The sequence below is a fragment of the Ensifer sp. GW823-FHT05D09 genome, from assembly GCF_058795755.1.
On sequence record NZ_JBXAIA010000004.1, the window covers coordinates 71147 to 86228 of the forward strand.

Sequence of the window (15082 nt, forward strand, 5' to 3'; positions counted from 1 at the left end):
GGTTGACAAAGGCCGGGCTTGTAGACGGTCCGAACTTATCTTGGGCAAAAGTGAGCGGATATGCCCCCCGGACCATTGCTGCAGCCGATCGGACCTTGGTCCTATCCGGCAGACAGCCAAAGGTCTGACAAGCATTGAGAACCGATCCACAGCATTGACCGGCCTGTCCAAGCGGTTAGGCTATCGTGGGTTTGTTGTCCTACAACGACGCTGGCAACCCAGCGGTCGATCCCGGGAAGTCTCTTGCGCGCCAACCAACTCATCAAAAATTGGAACTCCCGATCGCTGGCGAGTCAGTTCCTGCTGATAGGTGGCCTCGTTGCAATCTCTGCAATGGTGCTGGTCGGTGCGTTTGTTTCACGCATTATCGAGGAGGCGGTCACGCGGAACTCCGCCGCAACCACGGCTCTTTATGTGGACAGTGTGATCGCACCGCTATTGCCCGATATGCAACGGACACAGGTGCTTGACGGTGCAGTTGCGCGCGCACTCGACGAAACGCTTGGCCAAGGAGCACTGGGGGACCGCCTTTTGTCCTTCCGGCTGTGGCGGGCAGACGGGACGGTCCTCTATTCCAGCGACGAGGCTCAAGTTGGAAAAAGGCTCGAACTCAGCGACGAGCTTCGAACGGCGTTTTCGGGCAGCATGGTGGCGCTGTTCGATCAATCAGGGGAGCAGCCCGACAGACGCCCAGCCGACATGCCGGTCCTTGAGATCTATAATCCGGTGCTGCAACCGTGGTCGGGAGCCGTCGTCGCCGTCTCGGAGTTTCATGAAGTCTCCTACGACTTTCAACACGGCCTGAAGCAAGCGCGGTTCTATACCTGGCTGGCGGTCGCGGCATTTACCCTCGCCTTTTTCGTGGTCCTTTCCGCGATCGTGCTGCGAGGCAGCCGGACGATCGAAAGCCAGCGCCACGCGCTCAAGGAGCGGATCGCGGAGCTTTCGACGCTTCTTGAGCAGAACGAAGGGTTGCGCGCGAGACTTCAGCGCGCCTCGCAACGCACGACTGCGCTCAACGAAAGCCATCTGCGTCGCATCGGCGCTGATCTGCACGATGGGCCGGCTCAGTTGCTGGCCTTCGCTTCCCTGCGGCTCGACAGCGGTGCTTTCACCAACCCGAAATCGGCACGCGCCGCACGCGAGCGCGTCATAGGCGAAATCAAGGAAAGTCTGGACGAGGCGATGCAGGAGATCCGGACGATCTGCAGCGGCCTCGTCCTGCCGCAGATTGAGACCGCGACCCTGCCCGAGATCTTGAAGCGGGTGGTTCACGCTCATCAACAGCGAACGGGGACGATGGTGCAGCTGTCGATTGTCGACCCACCGGCTGATATCTCGCTTTCGGCAAAGATCTGCATATACCGGTTCGTACAGGAAGCCCTCAACAACGCCTATCGTCATGCCAGAGGCGCCGGACAACGCGTCTTACAATCGGTGACGGGTGACTACGTGACGATCGAAGTCGGCGACAATGGACCCGGCTTCGACCCCGATCGCGTCGAGCCAACCGGACTTGGTCTTGAGGGATTGAGAGAGCGCATCGAGAGTTTGGGCGGAACCTTCGAGATTATGGTCTCTACCTCCGGCACTCTCGTTCGTATGACAATCAGCACCGAGGAGACAAAAGCGGCATGACGACAGCGATACGCGTGGCCGTGGTCGACGACCATCCCTTGTTTCGAGAGGGTGTGACAAGGAGTCTGCTGGAGATCGGTGGCTTCGAGATCGTTGCTGAGGGGAGTTCCAGGGACGAAGCCCTGCTTATTGCCGAGAACCTGCGTCCGGACGTCTTGCTACTGGACATCTCGATGCCCGGGGGCGGTTTGAACGCAATCCTCCCGATCCTCGAGTTGTCGCCATCACAGAAAATTATAATGCTGACCGTTTCCGAGACCAGCGACGATGTTACCGCGGCCCTTGACCGAGGCGCGCTCGGATATGTCCTTAAGGGGGTCGGCGGTCGAGCGCTTGCGGAAATCATTCGCGGCGTCGCGACGGGCGAAAGCTACGTCACTCCCGCACTCTCGGCCAAACTCCTTTCCAACCGGGCACGCGCGACAACAAACCTGACGGCCCTGGTCGCCAGCCTGACCCCGCGCGAACACGAAGTGCTGCAGTTTGTCGCCGCAGGCATGAGCAACAAGCACGTCGCCCGGAAGCTCGACCTTCAGGAAAAAACAGTAAAGCACCATATGACGCAGATCATGGCCAAACTCGGTGTCACAAACCGGACTGAGGCCGCCATGCTACTGCGCGACGCGGCCGATTGGCGTCCTCTCACGGAGTGAGGGACTTAATTCGTTTCATGTCGGCCAGCGTCGCCCTTCGGTTGATGATCATGCGCCCACGTGCATCCTTCATGATGTAGCGGCCGTCACTGATCTCCTCGCTCATGCCATCGGCATGACGCACGCCGATCCTGGCAGCACCGCCGCCGAGAGCGGCTCCCCCACCCTTGGCGCCCGCCGAACTGCCACGAGCATTGCCCCCGCTCGATTTTTCATTTCCGGATCTGCCCCCTCCGTTACCTCCGCCATTTCCTCCGCTATTGCCTCCACCGTTTCCACCACCGTTGCCCCCACCGTTACCGTTGCCACCGCCGTTGCCGTTGTTGTCCCCGCTCTTGGCGAAGGCCTCCTGGGGAACAAGCTGAAGAAGCGAACCAGCGGGCTGGAGCTTATAAGGAAACGCAAGGGTAGACAGACAAACAGCCGTCGAACAGGCTGCGGCAAGTAACTTCCGACGCGTAGACATGGCACTTCCTCAGATCAGAATTTCACCCGGCCTTCGACAGGTTGTCGCGATTGTGCGATCTCCGCTATCTGACCAACCCCCGAATATGCCCGTCCCAAATACCCGCCTCGATAAACCAGGGCAATGAAGGCACGACGTTTCAAGGCTCCCCCGACCAATGCAATCCAGCAGGCAGTTGCCCCGATCCATCCGTGCTTCCGGCCCGATCCTTCATGTCGAGGGCTGACATCAACCGTTCTTCAATAAGGCGGCAGAGGATTTCAAACTCGCGGATCGTTTCTTGCCGCGGCGGTTTTTCGGCATGCAGTCTGTGCAGTTCCATCACTGCCACGCTATAGGCTTGCCATACGTCGAGAAAGGACTCCAAATCATGGATTTTGCTTGCTGGCGCTTGTCGAACCGGCAGACAAAGAAATTGGCGCAGTGATTTCTTGATCGACATGTTCGCGACACCAGCCCAGCAGTGTACTCAGCGTGCGTAAGAAGCGGGTTGCTGTCAAAGCGGACTGAAGTCGGATGATAGATAGGACCAAAGTCCGCCAGCGCGGTACGCCCGACATTTTCGCAATATAGGTTGCGCGTCGACACCGGATTGTCTGGACGGCGTCATCGTCTGGGTTCCCTAGGGTCGATCGACATTCAGCCGCTGGTGCCATGCCGGCATCTGGGAGCAGGTGTTCGAGACGCTGACGGCCGATCGGGACAATCAATATCTGATGATCGACAGCACAATCGTGCGTGCTCATCAGCAGGCAGCATCAGGAAAAGGGGGGCCAAAGATAAGGCGCTGGGGCGTTCCCGAGGCGGGCTGACCACCAAAATCCACATGCTGGCCGATGCCTTGGGCAGGCCGCTGCGTTTTATCGTTACCGCTGGCCAGGTCGGCGACATCACCCAAGCACGGGCACTTCTGGAGGGACAGAGCGGTGATGCTGTGCTGGCCGACAAAGCCTATGACAGCAACGCTTTGCGGCAAATCATTGCCAGCATCGGAGCCGAAGCGGTCATCCCGTCAAACCGCTCGCGCAAGATCATCATCCCCCAAGACGAAGCCGCCTATACACATCGCAACCGCATCGAGCGGTGCCTCAACCGAATGAAGCACTTCCGCCGCTTTGGCACCCGATACGACCGCAGAACAATCCACTTCGAAGGTTTCCTCTATCTCCTCGCCGCTATGCTTTGGCTGAGGTGAATGTCGATTCGTCCTAAGCCACGAGAACTCCGCAGTCGTTCCCGTCGATACATTATGCGATCAAAGTGGCCCCGAGCGAGAAGGAGCGCGGTGGCCTGCTACTCTCATCCCTGCTGGCTATGCCTTACTACCCGAAACACCGCCGCCGATCCCGCCACGACGAGGAAGACGCGAACGATATGATGCAGGACGACGAAAGGCACTTCAATGCCCAGCGACAGAGCGATGATGCTCATCTCCGCGACGCCGCCAGGTGAGTAAGCCAGCACCAGAGCGATGAAGCGGACCTCGGTGAAGTAGGCAAGAATGCCTGCAAACGCCAGCGAAACGCAAAGCAGCAAGAGCGTTGAGCCGATCGACAGGCTGATGACCTTCACGATCTCTTTCGGCGACGCCATGGCGAAGCGGCAGCCGACCGTCGCTCCGATCACGATCTGCGCTGCCGCCAGCGCAGCGCTCGGCATCTGGAAGGTCGTCACGCCTGAAAAATGCAGGAGCGCACTGACCACCATCGGTCCCATCAGGTAGCGGGCGGGAAAGCGCAGGCGGATGCCGATCGCGACGCCGATAACCGCGGCTGCCGCAACCCATGCAAGATCGGCGAAGGCGAGGTTTGACAGCGGCACATAACTCGCCCCGCTGCGGCTGATCGGCGACCCGGTGAAGGTCTGGATCAGAAACGGCAAAGTGAGGACCACCAGGAAGATCCGTGACGCGTGGATAAGGGCGATCGTCTTTTCGTCGCCGCCGCGCTCAGACCCCAAGGTCACCATCTCCACCAAGCCACCGGGCATTGCCGAGAAAAATGCCGTGGGGTGATCGAGCCCGGCTACCTTGCGAAAGTAGACATACACCATCGCGCCTGCTGCCGTGATGAAGACGGCAAGTCCGCTGAGCGAAACAAGCCACAGGCCGAGATGCTCGAACACAGCGGGCGAGAACGACGTTCCGAGCATCGCACCGATCAATGCCGTCATCGGCGGCCTGGCAAAGGCCGGCATCGACAGTGGCAGGCGCAAAAGCGCGCCAAGACCCGTGGCAATCATCGCGCCCAGCAGCCAGGCGAGCGGCATATGGAAATGCCACATCACCCAGCCGCCGGCGGCCGCAATCGATAGTGTCAGAGCAAAACGGAGGGCGGCCGCACGCTTTCTACGCATGGTCAGCCATGACTTGCGATGCACTCCGAATGGGTGACGCGCGGCGCGCCGTCGAAGAAGGCGCCGACAAGCGCCCGCCACGCCTGAAAATCATCGGAGTTACGGAAATCGACCATGTGGTTCTCGACCGTCTCCCACTTCACCACGAACCGGTAGACCGCCGGAGTTTCGATGACCCGATGTAGCGAGAGACCGTGGCAACCCTTGGCACGAAGGAACAGGGGCGCGGCCCTGCCGACGCCCTCTTCAAACGCCGGCTCTGTGCCCGGCTTGACCGTGATTTCGGCAACTTCGAGGATCATTTTTTTCCTCCCGCCTGATGCCCGTGCTCGGCGTCGATCGCCCTCTCCTCGCCGGTCTCGATCATCGTGCGCGTCGCATCGATGGAAGCATAAATCCAGAAGATGCGCATGGGCTCGCTCGAAGAGGCGTTGATGAAGCGGTGCGGAACATTGGCGGGGATCCAGGTCGTATCATTCGGTCCCAGTTCGTGCCTGACACCGTCGATCTCGGCAATGGCATTGCCGTCCAGCACCATGACGCTCTCTTCGCAATTGTGCTTGTGCAGACCAATCGCGGCGCCCGGATCGAACGCCGTGATCCCGTTGATCATGCTGGTCGATCCGCATTTGCGTGTAACAAGCGGCGTGGTACGCGCACCGCCGCCACGGTCGTTGGTTTTCAGGTCGCGCGGGCGCAGGATCGCAGGCTGTGCAGGTGAGGACATCGGTTTCATTCCTTATTTTGCGGCGATCGCCGGACCGATCCAGATGGTCTTGATGTTTACGAATTCACGGATGCCGTAGACGCCGAGTTCGCGGCCATATCCCGACCGCTTGATACCGCCAAAGGGATAGCGCGGATCGGACGCCACCATGCCGTTGATGAAGACGGCGCCCGCATCAAGATCGCGCGCAAGCGCCCGGGCACGCGCGACGTCCTTGCTCCAGATTGCCGAACCGAGCCCGAATTCCGTCTGGTTGGCGAGACGGATCGCTTCTTCGGCATTTTTCACGCGGATGATGGCGGCGACCGGTCCGAAGGTCTCCTCCCGGAAGGCAGTCATCTTCGGCGTCACATGGTCGAGAACGGTCGGCGGATAGTAGAAGCCGTCGCCGTCGATCGGCGCCCCTCCCATCCTCAAGGTCGCGCCGGCCGCAATGGTCTTTTCCACCTGGGCATGGAGCCCGCTCATCAGATTGGCCCGCGCCATCGGACCGATATTGGTGTCCCGCTCCATCGGATCGCCGATCTTGAGCTTGGCAACACCGGCGCAGAACAGTTCGACGAAGCGGTCGGCGATACCGTCTTCGACGATGAACCGCTTGGCATTGACGCAGGACTGACCGACGTTGATGTACCGCGCCTTGACCGCAACGGCTGCCGCCTCCTCGAGGTCGGCATCGGCAAGAACGATGAACGGGTCGGACCCTCCAAGTTCCAGCACCTGCTTCTTCAAGGCCTTGCCAGCCTGCGCGGCGACGATTGCGCCGACTTCTGTCGACCCCGTCAGCGTCACGGCGGCGATGCGGTCATCTCCGATCAGGCTTGCAACCTTCTGCGGCTCGATCAGCAGCGTCCGAAACAGGCCGTCAGGGCACCCGGCCTCCATCATCACCTCCTCGATCGCCAGCGCGCATCGAGGAACATTGTTTGCGTGCTTCAGGATTGCACCGTTGCCGGCCGCAAAGGCGGGCGCCGCGAACCGGAAGAACTGCCAGAACGGATAGTTCCACGGCATGATGGCGAGCACGACACCGAGCGGATCGAAGGCGACGACGCTTTCGGATGCATTGGACTGCAAATGTTCGTCGGCCAGGTAGCGCGGAGCGTGCTCGGCATAGAAGTCGCAATTATAGGCGCATTTCTCGATTTCGGCCTCCGCCTCGACGATCGGCTTGCCCATTTCAAGCGTGATCATTTCGGCATAACGGGACTTGTTGGCGCGAAGGGCCTTCGCCATTCCATGCAGCAGCCCGACACGGTCCTGGACAGAGACCTTCCGCCAGGCTTTCTGCGCCGTTGCGGCGGCGGAAAGAGCAGCATCGACAAAGGCGTCGTCATGCGGTTCGTAGCGCGCGAGCTCGCTTCCGTTCGTCGGATTGATCGCCGTAATCATGCAGGTCTCCTGTCTTGCCATATGGGATTGGCGCTAGCCGCCATGTGTTCTTTCCAGCGACCCAGGAAACCGACGCTGTCGATCGTGGTTATCGATGGGATGTACTCGAAGCCGATCGCGCCTTCGTAGGCGTGGTCCACAAGCGCGTCGAGGACGGATCTGAAGTCGATGCCGCCGGTTCCCGGCTCATGCCTGCCGGGATGATCGGCGATATGAACGTGGCCGATGCGGTGGCTGTTTGTCGCGATCCAGGCCTCAAGCCCGATGCCGGTCGCCTGAGCGTGGTAGGTATCGACCAAAAGCGCGATGTTCCCCGGCCCGAACATGTCCTGAATGGTCGCGGCCTGCGCGAGCGTCGACATGGCATAGCCAGGAACCGCAGCCACGCTGATCGCCTCGATCAACACCTTGACCGATGTGCCTGCCGAGCGCTCCACCGCGTAATCAAGGTTGCCATGGTAGGTGTCGGCGACGGCAGCTTTGTCAGACGTCGAGGGAACACCCGCCATCGGGTGCAAAAAAGGGCATCCGACTGCGACGGCATAGTCGAGCGCCCGGTTGAATTCTTCGCGAAAGTCCGGCTCGCGCCCGGGCATGGCCGCAAGCCCCTTCTCGCCCTTGGCCGCGTCACCGATGGCCGCTGCAATCTGCGAAATGACGAGGCCACGGCGCGCAAGTTCCGCCCGCATCTCTGCCGCCGGTATCGCAAACGGCTGTGGATGCTCGATCGCGGTGAACCCGGCAGCCGCGGCAGCTGCAATCCGTTCGAACAGCGGCAACTCGGTAAACAGGTAGCCGATATGAGCGGACCATCGGTTTGCCACCATCACGCCGCCTCGCCTTCTGACCGCGCACCAGGGAATACGGCTCCGACCCGCTCGCCTTCCTTCACGAGGTCGGAGATGACGTTGGCGGTGATCGGAACGCCGGTCTTCAGACGCTCCTCCTCCCGCCTCTGTTCCGGCTCGCCCGGCATCATGATCTCGTTGACGCCAGCGGCCTTGGGAAGCGTCTTGATACGCTCGTAGAACTCGTCCATGCGCGCCTCGAAATCATCGAGTGACAGGAACAGGTCTGGCTTGATCGCAAAAAACAGATGGCCGACATTCTGCGGCTCGCTGTGATCGAAGTAGAGGCTCTTGACGTCGCCGCCGAAGTTCGCGCCGGTCAGGACGCCTGACATCAAGTCCATCAGCGTGGCGAGCACAGAACCCTTCACGCCCCCGAAGGGAAGGCAGACGCCTTCGAAGGCCTTGGCCGCGTCGGTGGTCGGATTGCCTTCGACATCGAGCGCGAGGCCCTCGGGAATGGCCTCTCCCTTCATGGCCGCCAGGCGGATCTTGCCACGGGCGATAACGGTCATCGCCATGTCCATGACGTAAGGCGCATGCCTGCCGCCCGGGATGCCTGCCGCAATCGGGCTCGCACCGAGAAACGTGGTGCGGCCGCCCCACATCGGGATGGCGGGCGACGAATTGGTGAAGATCATCGAGATATAGCCGGCTTCGATGGCCTGAAGCGCGTAGAGCGCGCCCATGCCGAAGTGGGTGCTGCGGTGAACGCCGACGAGGCCGATGCCATTCCGGCTGGCGAGCGAGACCGCCTCATCCATTGCCCGGTGCGAAGCGATGAAGCCCATGCCATTGTCGCCGTCGACGATAGACACAGCGCCGGCAACCTTCGCAACCGTCACGTTCGGCCGCGGATTGACGAGACCGCGCTGCAGTCGCTCGACATACATCGGGATACGCGAGACCCCGTGGGAATCGATGCCGCGCAGGTTCGCCTTCACGAGATCCGCAGCAATGATGGCCGCGTCAGCATCGGTCATGCCTGTGCTGGCGAAGATCTTTGTCGCGAAGGCTGCGAGTTCGTCCGCTTGGAAATATTTGACTGTCGACATGGCAAGCTTCCTGAATGTTGACTGGCGATGTTTGCTCAGGCGTGGGGGACGATTTCGCGTTCGTGGCGCGCTGCACGCCAGCGAAGGACGGTCGGGATGACCACGAGGGTTGCGGCAATGACCAGCAGCGCCAGCGATATCGGGTGGGTGAAGAAGACGCTTGCGTCGCCTTGGCTGATCGTCAGCGCACGGCGGAACTGCTGTTCGGCAAGCGGTCCGAGGATCAGGCCGACGATGCACGGCGCAACCGGCACGTCGAGGACCCGCATGCCGAAGCCGATGACCCCGATGATCCAGAGGATCGCGACATCGACGATATTGTTGTTGAGCGTGTAGGCCCCCATCGTCGCAAACAGCAGAATGCCGGAGTAGAGCCACGGACGGGGGATGTTCAAGAGCTTCACCCAGACGCCGGCGAGCGGAAGATTGAGCATCAGCAGCATGACGTTGCCGATGTAGAGGCTGGCGATAAGACCCCAGACGAGATCAGGATTGTTGTCGAACAAGAGCGGTCCGGGCTGGATGCCGTATTGCTGAAAAGCGGCCAGCATGATCGCAGCCGTCGCCGAGGTCGGCAGCCCCAGTGCTAGCAGCGGCGCGAGAACGCCGGCTGCCGAAGCGTTGTTGGCAGCCTCCGGCCCGGCCACAGCTTCGATGGCGCCGTGCCCAAACTCCTCCGGGTTCTTGGAAAGGCGCTTTTCCGTCAGATAGGACAGAAAGGTCGGTATTTCGCTGCCGCCCGCCGGAAGCGCGCCAATCGGAAAGCCGAGCGCGGTCCCGCGCAGCCACGGTTTCCAGGAACGCCGCCAGTCTTCGCGGCTCATCCACTTGGAACCTTTAAGCTGGTAGATCTCCTCGGTCTCGAAACAGTGGCGCGCAACGGTGTAGAGCGTCTCGCCGACGGCAAACAGCCCAACAGCGACCACGACGACGTCGATGCCATCCAGAAGTTCGGAGATGCCCAGCGTGAAGCGTGCCTGCCCGGTCTGCAGGTCGATGCCGACGAGCCCGAGCGCCAGACCGAAGAGAAGGCTGGCAAGGCCGCGCGAGAGCGAGTTGCCAAGCACCGCTGTTACCGTGGTAAGGGCCAGCACCATCAGCGCGAAATATTCGGTCGGCCCGAACAGCAGCGCCATCTTGACCATCAGCGGTGCAACGAAGGTCAGCGCGATGGTGGCGATCGTTCCTGCCACGAACGAGCCGATCGCCGCCGTCGCCAGGGCCTGCGCGCCTCGCCCTTTTCTAGCCATCGCATGACCGTCTAGCGCCGTCACGATCGAAGCGGATTCACCCGGCGTGTTGAGGAGGATCGAGGTGGTGGAGCCGCCGTACATCGCACCGTAGTAAATGCCGGCGAACATGATGAATGCGCTGGTCGGCTCAAGCCCGTAGGTGACGGGCAGCAACAGGGCCACCGTCAGGGCCGGTCCGATACCCGGCAGGACACCGATGGCCGTGCCGAGGGTCACGCCGACGAGCGACCAGAACAGATTGTAAGGCGTTACCGCGACGGCAAAGCCATGAAAGAGTGCTGCTATTGTATCCATGATCAGTCCGCCCTTCGGGCATGGGGTCGCGTTGATGTGGTTCCGCCGGGATCAAACCGCGGCCGTCACACCGTCCCGCCCAAAGCGATGATGAGATCCTCGATGTAGCTGCCGATCGGCAGATCGAGATCGAGCCCGTAATCGAAAACCACGTAGGTGATCGAACTCAGCATGATGCCGATCACGACGTTCCAGACATGGGTCCGGCTGCCGAACGCCATGGCTGATACGGCAAAGAGAAACGTGCCGGAAATGATCCAGCCGAAGCGCTCCAGGATCACCAATTGCGCCGCGAAGGCGGCGGCAACGATGATGACGGCCTTCCAGTCGAGTTCCGGAAACTCCTCGATGTCGAAGCGATGGATGACGGCCTCATAAAGCAACTGGGATCCGACGAGGGTAAGGCCGCCCGCAATCAATGCCGGGAAAAGTCCCGGCCCGATCACCGCTTGAGCCGCAATGGGAGGCGTCATCCAGGTTTCAATCGCGAGGAACAGCCCGAGGCCTAACGAAGCAAGCCCGAGGATCGTTTCGCCGATACGGAAACTGGCCGATTTCAACATGATGATGCCTCCCAATGCACTGGTCTCTAGAGCAGTCCGACTTCCTTCAGAGCGCTTTCGACGCGCTTCTGCTCTTCGGCCAGAAACGCACCGAACTCCTTGGCGGGCAGGTAGGTATCGATCCACCCGCGCTTCTGGAGGGCGGCCTTCCACTCGTCCGTCTTCACGAGAGCTGCAATCGCCTCGTCCAGGCCCAGGCGGTCCGCGTCGGAAAGCTTGGGATGCGCCATGATCCCGCGCCAGTTCATGACGGCAAGGTCGACGCCCGCTTCCTTCAACGTCGGCACATCGACGCCCGGGATCCTGGTGTCGCCGGTCACCGCAAGCGCGCGAAGCTCCCCAGCCTCGACCTGGGCACGAAACTCCTCGTAGCCGCTGATGCCGACCGTCGCATGCCCGCCGAGCGTGGACGCCAGCACTTCGCCGCCACCGGCGTGCACGACGTAGTTGATCTTCTTGGGATCGACCCCGACGGCCTTGGCGATCAGGCCTGCCGCTACGTGGTCGATGCCGCCGATCGAACCGCCGGCCCAGGACACCTTGCCGGGGTCCGCCTTCAGGCGGGCGACAAGATCGTCCAAGGTCTTGATGTCGGAACTTGCGGGTACGACGATAGCGTCCGCCTCTCCCATCAATCGGGCAACCGGAACCGTCTGGTCGAGTGTGACGGCCGACTTTGTCGTCAGAACGCCACCGACGAGCGCGAAGCCGATCACCATCGCGCTCGGATGGCGGGGCTTGGACGTGACGAACTGCGCCAGGCCGACAGTACCGCCACCGCCCGCGACGTTCTGCACCTCGACCGGGCCGGTCAGTTTCTGGCCCTGAAGAATGCCCTGGATTGTGCGGGCAAGTTGGTCGTAGCCGCTGCCGGGGCTGCTCGGCGCCATGATATGGAGAGACTTGAGCTGGTCTGCGGCCAAGGCCGGAACGGTCGTTTGGTGGACAAGCATTGCCGTTGCCGCCGCAGCGAGCAAGGTCGAGAAAACGCGTCTGGTCACAGTCGTCATGGAAGATCCTCCAATCCATGGTTTGTACTATTCGATCCCAGGGACTGCCGATCAGCCCCCTCCTCCAGGATCACCGGAGCACATGCCGGCCAGCCCCTTTCGGGAATTGATGCGCAGCCGCTAGGCCGCGGTGCTGGCGGTCGCTCCAGCCCGGATCGCCTCGACGACCTTCATTGTGAATGCATCGGTATCGAGCGTTCCGCCGACGTCGCGGGTGCGCATGACGGGGCGACTCAGGACCGCCTCCACCGCGTTTTCGATGACCGCAGATGCGCGCAGAAGCGTGGGGTCGTTCCTCCGCCGGCCAAGCCATTCCAACATCATGGCCGCCGACAAGATGAGCGACGTCGGGTTGGCGATGTTCTTGCCGGCGATATCGGGGGCCGAACCGTGTTGGGCCTGGGCCACGCAAATGTTCTCGCCGGCATTGATCGAACCGCCGAGCCCCAGGCTACCGGAAAGTTCGGAAGCCTCGTCGGACAGGATATCGCCGAACATGTTTGTCGTGACGATCACGTCGAACCTGTCCGGGGAGCGAATGAGATGGGCAGCGGCAGCGTCGACGATGAGCTCGTCCAGAGTAACATCGGGGTAGGCCTCGGCGACTTTCCGCACTTCCCGCAGAAACAGGCCATCCGAGAGCTTGACGACATTGGCCTTGTGCACGGCCGTCACTTTCTTGCGGCGGCCCCGTGCGATCTCGAATGCGGCCTTTGCCACGCGCGACGACGCCTTGGCGGTTACCTTGCGGATGGAAAACGCCATGTCAGGGTCGGGCATGAACTCGCCCGAGCCGGCAAACATGTTCCGGTCGGAATAAAAGCCCTCGGTGTTCTCGCGAACGATGACGAGATCCATCGGTTTGCGCAGGATGGTCAACCCTTCCCTCGAGCGGCAAGGGCGCACATTGGCAAACAACTCGAACTTCGTCCTGAGTTCGCCCGACGGATTGATGCCGCCCTTGTCACGCGCTGGATACTCGTAGTGCGAAACCGGACCGAGAATGACGCCGTCGGCCTTCGGCACTTCGGCGAGCACAGCTTCGGGCAGCGTTGTGCCCACCTCTGCCAGGGACTTCAGTCCGATGTCGAACGCCTTGAAGTCGAAGTTCAGCCCAAGCACCTCGCCGGTGGTCTTGAGCACGTTCAAAGTCGCAGCAGTGATCTCTGGTCCGATCCCATCGCCCGGCAGCACGAGTAGCTTGAGCATCATTTTTTCCTCACCCGTTCAGGAGGCAATTGAGGGCACATGAGATCGTTCGCCGGCCGGTGCACCAACGTTGGAAAGCAGCGATCAAGTTGGAGCCCTCCAGACCAATCCTGGTCTTTTTCTCCTCATAAATACCAAGTACCGAAGCCCATGGTATTTTGCAAGCCAAAAAAACCAGATTCTCTTGGCGAAATCGTTGGCCTGTGGCATAGGTGAATGAAATCGGGAGTTTAGCCGTGCAGACCACGCCGTTGATTGCCAATCTCGCAGACCAGATCGTCGCCCATATCCGCACAGACGGGCTCGCTGAAGGTGATCGCCTTATCGAACGGAAGCTCGCCGAACAGTTCCGCGTCTCGCGGTCGCCGGTCAGAAACGCCATGAAATTGCTGCACGACATCGGCGTGTTGAAGCAAAGCGAGGGCGGCGGCTACATCATTGCCGATGTTCTGGCGGCCGAGAAACACTCTCTGGAATCGGCGGCCGCGGAAGACGATGAGCATATCTATCTCACGATTGCCGACGACCGCCTGCACGGAAGGCTCCCGGAAAGGATCACGGAAAGCGAGTTTCTCCGACGCTATGGCCTGACCAAAGGTCGTCTCTCCAAGATCCTGCTGCGAATGGCCAACGAAGGATGGATCGAACGGCTTCCGGGCAACGGCTGGGCTTTCCTGCCTGTGCTGACGTCGCTTCAGGCCTATGAAGACAGCTATCGCTTTCGATTGCTGATCGAGCCGGCGGCCCTTCTGGAGCCAACCTTTAAACTCAACCGACCGGCCCTCCTTCGCTGCCGGGATGAGCAGCAGTGGCTGGTCGACGGCGGAATCTGGACGGTATCCGATGCGAAGCTGTTCGAGCTGAACAGTGGCATGCATGAGGCGATCATCGAATGCTGTCAGAACAGCTTCTTCATTGACTCATTGCGTCGTCTCGACCGCCTGCGTCGCCTTATCGATTATCGGCAGATGCTGGAGCGAAAGAGCGCCCGCGAGCGCAGCCGCGAGCATTTGCACTTGCTCGACCTTATTCTCGCCGGAAGAAATGAGGAGGCTTCCCGCTTCATGGCACAGCACCTTGAAGACCTCAGCCGATTGAAAACGGTTGCACGGGAACAGAGGGAATAGAGCTCCTCCCGACACCTTTTCGTTCTTCAGTCAACGTCCTCTGCGCCGACCGGGAGCGCATCAGCATCATCGCAAGCGAAGTGAGCTGAGGTAGCGAAGCTGGCTTTGATGCCTTGCTCGCCGACCCCTCCTTGCTGGGTAATGCGCCCGTTGCGGGCAGGTGTCCTTCTTCAGTCCGCGCCCCTGCCCGATGAACAGCCCTAGCATTTCCGATTGTGCCCTGCCGCCCACACGAGATTGGGAGCTCAGGCCATCCGCCGCCTGCTTTACGAAGATGCTGAACGGCGCCGGCCGGCCTGTTATGAGCGCTCGCATTTTTTGCCACGAAACGCCCATTCGCGCGGTTTCGCATCAACCACCGGACCGAGCCGAGCCCATGCCTACCCATCCCGAGCCGCTTCCGCTCGCCGCCCCCTCGAGTCCGAAATTCTCAGTGCTGGCGCATGCGTGATTGCCGCCAGGGCCGTCGCTGGATAAGGTTCTGCGGTAAAA

The 15082-nt window shown here is 61.0% G+C and carries 16 protein-coding genes; 4 read left to right on the forward strand and 12 right to left on the reverse strand.

Annotated elements, in window-relative coordinates:
* Nucleotides 1-243 precede the first annotated feature (243 nt).
* Nucleotides 244-1638, forward strand: coding sequence for a sensor histidine kinase (locus AC1Q80_RS14540; RefSeq protein ID WP_492360857.1), 1395 nt, complete (start codon nt 244-246; stop codon nt 1636-1638).
* The gene (locus AC1Q80_RS14545) at nt 1635-2291 is read left to right on the forward strand and encodes a LuxR C-terminal-related transcriptional regulator (RefSeq protein WP_173422115.1); all 657 of its coding nucleotides are present in this window, start codon (nt 1635-1637) and stop codon (nt 2289-2291) included. Before AC1Q80_RS14540 ends, AC1Q80_RS14545 begins: the two co-directional genes overlap by 4 nt.
* Here AC1Q80_RS14545 and AC1Q80_RS14550 read toward each other — a convergent pair.
* Together AC1Q80_RS14550 and AC1Q80_RS14555 are read right to left on the reverse strand one after the other, a co-directional pair.
* Nucleotides 2281-2757: a hypothetical protein gene (locus AC1Q80_RS14550; RefSeq protein WP_492360858.1), complete on the reverse strand. Its 477-nt coding sequence runs from the start codon at nt 2755-2757 to the stop codon at nt 2281-2283. The genes AC1Q80_RS14545 and AC1Q80_RS14550 overlap by 11 nt on opposite strands.
* 139 nt (nt 2758-2896) lie before the next feature.
* Entirely contained in the window at nt 2897-3199 is a 303-nt protein-coding gene (locus AC1Q80_RS14555; RefSeq protein ID WP_492360859.1) for a hypothetical protein, read from the reverse strand.
* Nucleotides 3200-3406: 207 nt separating this feature from the next.
* Here AC1Q80_RS14555 and AC1Q80_RS14560 point away from each other — a divergent pair, with 207 nt between their 5' ends.
* Nucleotides 3407-3952 carry an IS5 family transposase gene (locus AC1Q80_RS14560; RefSeq protein WP_492361072.1) on the forward strand — a complete coding sequence of 182 codons (546 nt, stop codon included), beginning with the start codon at nt 3407-3409 and terminating at the stop codon, nt 3950-3952.
* 104 nt (nt 3953-4056) lie between these two features.
* Here the strand turns inward: AC1Q80_RS14560 and AC1Q80_RS14565 are convergent, their stop codons facing one another.
* The 10 genes from AC1Q80_RS14565 to AC1Q80_RS14610 form a co-directional block, all read right to left on the reverse strand.
* Entirely contained in the window at nt 4057-5112 is a 1056-nt protein-coding gene (locus AC1Q80_RS14565) for an AbrB family transcriptional regulator (RefSeq protein ID WP_492360860.1), read from the reverse strand.
* A gap of 2 nt (nt 5113-5114) precedes the next feature.
* Nucleotides 5115-5414 carry an antibiotic biosynthesis monooxygenase family protein gene (locus AC1Q80_RS14570; protein ID WP_492360861.1) on the reverse strand — a complete coding sequence of 100 codons (300 nt, stop codon included), beginning with the start codon at nt 5412-5414 and terminating at the stop codon, nt 5115-5117.
* Entirely contained in the window at nt 5411-5839 is a 429-nt protein-coding gene (locus AC1Q80_RS14575; RefSeq protein WP_492360862.1) for a cupin domain-containing protein, read from the reverse strand. Before AC1Q80_RS14575 ends, AC1Q80_RS14570 begins: the two co-directional genes overlap by 4 nt.
* Before the next feature lie 12 nt (nt 5840-5851).
* Entirely contained in the window at nt 5852-7231 is a 1380-nt protein-coding gene (locus AC1Q80_RS14580; protein WP_492360863.1) for an NAD-dependent succinate-semialdehyde dehydrogenase, read from the reverse strand.
* Entirely contained in the window at nt 7228-8058 is an 831-nt protein-coding gene (locus tag AC1Q80_RS14585) for a hydroxypyruvate isomerase family protein (protein ID WP_492361073.1), read from the reverse strand. The genes AC1Q80_RS14580 and AC1Q80_RS14585 overlap by 4 nt, the downstream gene beginning before the upstream one ends.
* On the reverse strand, nt 8058-9134 hold the full coding sequence (locus tag AC1Q80_RS14590; RefSeq protein ID WP_492360864.1) for an Ldh family oxidoreductase: 1077 nt from the start codon (nt 9132-9134) through the stop codon (nt 8058-8060). Before AC1Q80_RS14590 ends, AC1Q80_RS14585 begins: the two co-directional genes overlap by 1 nt.
* Nucleotides 9135-9169: 35 nt before the next feature.
* Nucleotides 9170-10681: a tripartite tricarboxylate transporter permease gene (locus tag AC1Q80_RS14595; RefSeq protein ID WP_492360865.1), complete on the reverse strand. Its 1512-nt coding sequence runs from the start codon at nt 10679-10681 to the stop codon at nt 9170-9172.
* 65 nt (nt 10682-10746) lie between these two features.
* The gene (locus AC1Q80_RS14600; protein WP_492360866.1) at nt 10747-11244 is read right to left on the reverse strand and encodes a tripartite tricarboxylate transporter TctB family protein; all 498 of its coding nucleotides are present in this window, start codon (nt 11242-11244) and stop codon (nt 10747-10749) included.
* Between the two features lie 26 nt (nt 11245-11270).
* Nucleotides 11271-12254: a Bug family tripartite tricarboxylate transporter substrate binding protein gene (locus AC1Q80_RS14605; protein ID WP_492360867.1), complete on the reverse strand. Its 984-nt coding sequence runs from the start codon at nt 12252-12254 to the stop codon at nt 11271-11273.
* 120 nt (nt 12255-12374) lie between these two features.
* Complete coding sequence (locus AC1Q80_RS14610) at nt 12375-13466, reverse strand: isocitrate/isopropylmalate dehydrogenase family protein (protein ID WP_492360868.1); 1092 nt, start codon at nt 13464-13466, stop codon at nt 12375-12377.
* 233 nt (nt 13467-13699) lie between these two features.
* On the opposite strand from AC1Q80_RS14610, the gene AC1Q80_RS14615 reads away from it, so the two are divergent.
* Nucleotides 13700-14590: a GntR family transcriptional regulator gene (locus AC1Q80_RS14615; RefSeq protein WP_492360869.1), complete on the forward strand. Its 891-nt coding sequence runs from the start codon at nt 13700-13702 to the stop codon at nt 14588-14590.
* Nucleotides 14591-15082 lie beyond the last annotated feature (492 nt).

Excerpts from the sequence above, each read along its gene's own strand:
- AC1Q80_RS14575 (WP_492360862.1), bottom strand. The coding sequence starts at position 5,839 with ATGTCCTCACCTGCACAGCCTGCGATCCTGCGCCCGCGCGACCTGAAA.
- AC1Q80_RS14550 (WP_492360858.1), bottom strand. The coding sequence starts at position 2,757 with ATGTCTACGCGTCGGAAGTTACTTGCCGCAGCCTGTTCGACGGCTGTT.
- AC1Q80_RS14600 (WP_492360866.1), bottom strand. The coding sequence starts at position 11,244 with ATGTTGAAATCGGCCAGTTTCCGTATCGGCGAAACGATCCTCGGGCTT.
- AC1Q80_RS14605 (WP_492360867.1), bottom strand. The coding sequence starts at position 12,254 with ATGACGACTGTGACCAGACGCGTTTTCTCGACCTTGCTCGCTGCGGCG.
- AC1Q80_RS14610 (WP_492360868.1), bottom strand. The coding sequence starts at position 13,466 with ATGATGCTCAAGCTACTCGTGCTGCCGGGCGATGGGATCGGACCAGAG.
- AC1Q80_RS14545 (WP_173422115.1), top strand. The coding sequence starts at position 1,635 with ATGACGACAGCGATACGCGTGGCCGTGGTCGACGACCATCCCTTGTTT.
- AC1Q80_RS14580 (WP_492360863.1), bottom strand. The coding sequence starts at position 7,231 with ATGATTACGGCGATCAATCCGACGAACGGAAGCGAGCTCGCGCGCTAC.
- AC1Q80_RS14595 (WP_492360865.1), bottom strand. The coding sequence starts at position 10,681 with ATGGATACAATAGCAGCACTCTTTCATGGCTTTGCCGTCGCGGTAACG.
- AC1Q80_RS14590 (WP_492360864.1), bottom strand. The coding sequence starts at position 9,134 with ATGTCGACAGTCAAATATTTCCAAGCGGACGAACTCGCAGCCTTCGCG.
- AC1Q80_RS14555 (WP_492360859.1), bottom strand. The coding sequence starts at position 3,199 with ATGTCGATCAAGAAATCACTGCGCCAATTTCTTTGTCTGCCGGTTCGA.
- AC1Q80_RS14585 (WP_492361073.1), bottom strand. The coding sequence starts at position 8,058 with ATGGTGGCAAACCGATGGTCCGCTCATATCGGCTACCTGTTTACCGAG.
- AC1Q80_RS14565 (WP_492360860.1), bottom strand. The coding sequence starts at position 5,112 with ATGCGTAGAAAGCGTGCGGCCGCCCTCCGTTTTGCTCTGACACTATCG.
- AC1Q80_RS14570 (WP_492360861.1), bottom strand. The coding sequence starts at position 5,414 with ATGATCCTCGAAGTTGCCGAAATCACGGTCAAGCCGGGCACAGAGCCG.